Source organism: Zhongshania sp. (genome assembly GCF_041623545.1).
Classification (GTDB): domain Bacteria; phylum Pseudomonadota; class Gammaproteobacteria; order Pseudomonadales; family Spongiibacteraceae; genus Spongiibacter.
The window spans coordinates 1-4,389 of record NZ_JBFJWS010000269.1; the positions used below are offsets into that span (position 1 = coordinate 1).

The 4,389-nt window shown below is 53.2% G+C and carries 7 protein-coding genes and 1 tRNA gene; 4 read left to right on the forward strand and 4 right to left on the reverse strand.

The window, feature by feature from the left end:
* From hisF to hisB, 4 genes are all read right to left on the reverse strand, one after another.
* On the reverse strand, positions 1-368 hold a 368-nt coding region (gene hisF, locus ABYT30_RS16110; protein WP_373097496.1), incomplete at its 3' end, for an imidazole glycerol phosphate synthase subunit HisF.
* A gap of 19 nt (positions 369-387) precedes the next feature.
* Positions 388-1,125 carry a 1-(5-phosphoribosyl)-5-[(5-phosphoribosylamino)methylideneamino]imidazole-4-carboxamide isomerase gene (gene hisA, locus ABYT30_RS16115; RefSeq protein ID WP_373084087.1) on the reverse strand — a complete coding sequence of 246 codons (738 nt, stop codon included), beginning with the start codon at positions 1,123-1,125 and terminating at the stop codon, positions 388-390.
* A 15-nt stretch (positions 1,126-1,140) separates the two neighbouring features.
* The gene (gene hisH / locus ABYT30_RS16120) at positions 1,141-1,806 is read right to left on the reverse strand and encodes an imidazole glycerol phosphate synthase subunit HisH (RefSeq protein WP_373084085.1); all 666 of its coding nucleotides are present in this window, start codon (positions 1,804-1,806) and stop codon (positions 1,141-1,143) included.
* Positions 1,807-1,817: 11 nt separating this feature from the next.
* Positions 1,818-2,411, reverse strand: a complete 594-nt coding sequence (hisB, locus tag ABYT30_RS16125; protein ID WP_373084094.1) for an imidazoleglycerol-phosphate dehydratase HisB — start codon at positions 2,409-2,411, stop codon at positions 1,818-1,820.
* Between the two features lie 81 nt (positions 2,412-2,492).
* Between hisB and ABYT30_RS16130 the strand changes: the two genes are divergently transcribed.
* The 4 genes from ABYT30_RS16130 (at position 2,493) to ABYT30_RS16145 (ending at position 4,389) form a co-directional block, all read left to right on the forward strand.
* Positions 2,493-2,891 carry an acetyl-CoA sensor PanZ family protein gene (locus ABYT30_RS16130; protein ID WP_373084853.1) on the forward strand — a complete coding sequence of 133 codons (399 nt, stop codon included), beginning with the start codon at positions 2,493-2,495 and terminating at the stop codon, positions 2,889-2,891.
* Positions 2,888-3,961: an A/G-specific adenine glycosylase gene (gene mutY / locus ABYT30_RS16135; RefSeq protein WP_373097497.1), complete on the forward strand. Its 1,074-nt coding sequence runs from the start codon at positions 2,888-2,890 to the stop codon at positions 3,959-3,961. Before ABYT30_RS16130 ends, mutY begins: the two co-directional genes overlap by 4 nt.
* Entirely contained in the window at positions 3,958-4,230 is a 273-nt protein-coding gene (locus ABYT30_RS16140; RefSeq protein WP_184462513.1) for an oxidative damage protection protein, read from the forward strand. Before mutY ends, ABYT30_RS16140 begins: the two co-directional genes overlap by 4 nt.
* 83 nt (positions 4,231-4,313) lie before the next feature.
* A tRNA-Phe gene (locus ABYT30_RS16145) sits at positions 4,314-4,389 on the forward strand.

Here is a 4,389-nt window from a genome sequence, read left to right on the forward strand (position 1 = left end):
GAGCCAAAACGATCAGCCGCTTCTTTAACAAAATCAGGCCGATGAATAGCAGCCGAGTTAATACCGACCTTATCAGCACCCGCATTGAGCATGGCGCGAATATCTTTTATTTCGCGAATACCGCCGCCAACCGTCAGCGGTATAAACACCTCGGCAGCAATCTGCTCAACAATGTGCGCAGTGGTTTCTCGGCCTTCGTGCGTGGCGGTAATATCTAAGAACGTAATCTCATCCGCGCCCTGCTCGTTATAGCGCTTGGCGACTTCTACCGGATCACCGGCGTCGCGAATACCAACAAAGTTCACGCCTTTTACTACGCGACCTTTGTCGACATCTAGGCAGGGAATAATACGTTTAGCCAAAGCCATGATACTGTCCTGTTCGGGTCTATTTAGCCTTGCCGTCGCAATAGCTTTGCGCTTCGCGCAAATCAAGCTGGCCTTCGTAAATCGCGCGACCAGTGATGGCCCCAAGAATACCGGCATCCGCCACCGCTTGCAGGGCGCGAATATCATCCATATTGGTTACGCCGCCAGAAGCAATCACTGGCAGGCCAGAAGCCTTGGCCATCGCAACAGTCGCGTCAATGTTCACGCCCTGCATCATGCCGTCGCGGGCGATGTCGGTATAAACAATGGAATCCACGCCGTCTTGTTCAAAACGCTTAGCCAATTCGGTGGCCAGCAAGGTTGACACTTCCGCCCAGCCATCAGTTGCCACTAAACCGTCTTTGGCATCCAGACCAACAATCACCGAGCCAGGAAAGGCCTTACAGGCCTCGGCAACAAACTTAGGCTCTTTAACCGCCTTCGTCCCGATAATCACGTAATTCACACCGGCATCTAAATACTGCTCAATGGTATGCAGTGAGCGAATACCACCGCCAATCTGAATCGGCAGATTCGGGTAGGCTTTGGCAATGGCGCTAACCGCCTCGCCATTCATAGGCTTGCCTTCAAAGGCGCCGTTCAGATCGACCAAATGCAGACGACGGCAACCTTCCGCAACCCAGCGCGCCGCCATTTCAACGGGATCACTACCGTAAACAGTCGCATCATCCATTTCGCCCTGACGCAGGCGCACGCAATGGCCGTCTTTTAAATCAATCGCGGGAATAATCAGCATAGTGAAACCTTAATATTAGTCAGTCACTGGGAAGAAGGCCGCAGGGCGATCCCAGTTCAAAAAATTGCTCAGTAAACGCAGGCCCATATCACCGCTTTTTTCAGGGTGAAACTGCACGGCAAATACATTATCGCAGGCCAGAGCGGCGTGCACTTGCACGCCGTAGTCGCAACTACCCGCCACAAACTCTGGCGCGTCTACATAGTAGCTGTGCACAAAATAGAAACGGCTCGCATCGGGAATACCCGCCCACAGCGGGTGCTCAATGGCTTGGACGACGTTATTCCAACCCATGTGCGGGACCTTAAGTCGGCCGCCCGCAGCATCGCGCAGATCACTGCCAAAGAATTTTACTGCGCCCGGCAATACGTCTAAGCATTCAACGCCGCCGTTCTCTTCACTGGTTTCCAGCAGGGCCTGCATGCCAAGGCAAATACCGAGCAACGGCTTTTGCGCCGCCACTTCCTGAATTACCTCGTCTAAGCCGCGGGATTTCAGCTCCGCCATGCAGTCGCGAATCGCGCCCACACCGGGGAAAATCACCCGATCAGCGCTTAAAATTGTTTCGGGGCAATCGGTGACCATGACCTTAACGCCATCGCCAACCTTCTCGAGGGCACTGGCCACCGAGTGCAAATTACCCATGCCGTAATCGATTACGGCAACGGAAGACTTACTCATATCGAAAAATCCTAGAGACTACCTTTGGTAGAAGGCGTAATACCCGCCATCCGCTCATCCGCCTGCAAGGCCATGCGCAGGGCGCGGCCAAAGGCTTTAAACACGGTTTCGGCCTGATGGTGAGTGTTTTTACCACGCAGATTATCGATATGCAGGGTTACCTTGGCGTGATTCACAAAGCCATGGAAAAATTCAGAGAACAGATCCACGTCAAAGCCACCCACGCTGCCACGGGTATACGGCACATGGTATTCAAGACCAGCGCGACCAGAAAAGTCGATAACAACTCGCGACAAAGCCTCGTCCAGCGGCACATAGGCGTGACCATAGCGAGTAATACCTTTTTTGTCGCCAATCGCCTCGGCAAAAGCCTGGCCCATAGTGATGCCAATGTCTTCAACCGTGTGATGAGCGTCAATATGCAAATCACCTACCGCATGGACGTTTAAATCAATTAGACCGTGACGGGCGATTTGATCCATCATATGGTCCAGAAAGGGAACCCCGGTCTCAAAATGGGATTTACCCGTGCCGTCTAGGTTTACTGTCACAGTAATCTGCGTCTCTAGGGTATTACGGCTGATCGTAGCTTTGCGCTCGTTCATCGACGCCTCATCGGTTATTTGCTTACAATAAGGTATTATAAAAAATCCCGAACCGTATTACACCAAGCAGAAACGTCATAAATGCCCGTATACGCAGAAAACATCACTAAACCAGACCCGCAAGACAGCAATGATCTGGAAATCCTCTACCCCGGCACCAGCGCCAAGCTGGTGGCACAGGCGGCGGCAGGCAAAATAATCCTCTTTGGTGGCCGCTTTAATGGCCGCCTCATCTCGGCTTGCACCCTAACGCCAATATACGACGGCGACTACCAACTCGCCCAATTGTCAGTAAGGGAAATCACCCGCCGACGCGGGGTTGCCCGGCAGCTAATCATTCAGGCCATGAAGCAATTACCAGATGACCTGCAGTCTATATCCGCCGACTTAAGCCACGCGCCAGAGCTAATCAACCTATTCTCTGAGCTGGGCTTTACCGCCACCCACACTTTCTGGCAGTGGCAACGCCCAACTTCATGAGTAAACAGGTATTTAGCCAGCAACTGCTGAAGTGGTTTGATATTGCCGGCCGTAAAGACCTACCCTGGCAACAAGACATCAGCCCCTATCGGGTCTGGGTGTCCGAAATCATGTTGCAACAAACTCAGGTCAGCACGGTAATACCGTATTACCAGCGTTTTATGGCGCGCTTCCCCGACATAGTCAGCCTCGCACTTGCGCCTAACGACGAGGTGCTCGCGCTATGGACCGGCCTCGGCTACTACGCCCGCGCCCGCAACCTGCACAAAGCCGCCAAAATGATTTGCGAAGACTTCGGAGGCGTATTTCCCAAGGACCCCGAGACCATCCAAACCCTGCCAGGTATTGGCCGTTCCACCGCCGCCGCAATCTACTCCATCGCCATTGGCGGCCGCGCACCAATCCTCGATGGCAATGTAAAGCGGGTACTCAGCCGCTACGCCGCCATCGACGGCTGGCCGGGGCTAAAAGATGTCGAAAACCAATTGTGGCTGCTGGCCGAAGACCTCACCCCCAAAAAGCGCGTAGCCGACTACACCCAAGCCATCATGGATCTCGGCGCCACCCTCTGCACTCGCAGCAAACCAAAGTGCCCAGAATGTCCGGTGCAATCAGGGTGCGCGGCCTACGCAGCTGGAACCCAGACCAACTACCCCGGCAAAAAGCCTAAAAAGGTGCCCCCTGTTCGCCAAATTCATCTGCTCATCATTGAAAATCCAGCTGGCGAAATCCTCTTAGAACAGAGACCCAACAGCGGTATTTGGGGGGGGCTGTGGAGCCTACCTGAAGCAACCGATGCAGATGCCGCCGCCCATTACCTCGACAACACTCTTAACGCCAAAGGCAGCACCCAAGCTTGGCCAAGCATGCGCCATACTTTCAGCCATTTTCATCTTGATATCACCCCGCTGCACATCAAACTTAAGAGTGATATCAGCACGACCATGGAACCCCGCGAGATGCTCTGGTATAAGGGGCACAGCAATCAGCAAGTCGGCTTGGCGGCACCCGTCAAAAAACTGCTCGACGCCGTATTCAGCCAAGATTTACTAAGGAAACAAAGCGCATGACCCGCACCGTATTCTGTAAAAAATATCAGCAAGACCTTGAAGGCTTAGACAAAGCCCCGTACCCAGGCCCCAAAGGTCAGGACATCTTCGAAAACGTCTCCAAAAAGGCCTGGGAAGAATGGCACGCCCACCAAACCATGCTGATCAACGAAAAACACCTGAGCATGATGGACCCAGCCTCACGTAAATTCCTACAAGCCGAGATGGAAAAGTTCTTCTCAGGCGAAGAATACGAAAAAGCAGAAGGCTACGTACCACCCAGCGAATAAGTCATTGTTTTTGGGGCTTGACTCGCCGATTAGGAACGGGTTTAATACGCGCCTTCTGAGAAGCAGCCAAAGCTCTCAAATATGCCCAGATAGCTCAGTCGGTAGAGCAGAGGATTGAAAATCCTCGTGTCGGCGGTTCGATTCCGTCTCTGGGCACCA

Coding starts and splice junctions, on each gene's coding strand:
- hisH (WP_373084085.1), bottom strand. CDS start 1,806: ATGAGTAAGTCTTCCGTTGCCGTAATCGATTACGGCATGGGTAATTTG.
- mutY (WP_373097497.1), top strand. CDS start 2,888: ATGAGTAAACAGGTATTTAGCCAGCAACTGCTGAAGTGGTTTGATATT.
- ABYT30_RS16130 (WP_373084853.1), top strand. CDS start 2,493: ATGCCCGTATACGCAGAAAACATCACTAAACCAGACCCGCAAGACAGC.
- hisB (WP_373084094.1), bottom strand. CDS start 2,411: ATGAACGAGCGCAAAGCTACGATCAGCCGTAATACCCTAGAGACGCAG.
- hisA (WP_373084087.1), bottom strand. CDS start 1,125: ATGCTGATTATTCCCGCGATTGATTTAAAAGACGGCCATTGCGTGCGC.
- ABYT30_RS16140 (WP_184462513.1), top strand. CDS start 3,958: ATGACCCGCACCGTATTCTGTAAAAAATATCAGCAAGACCTTGAAGGC.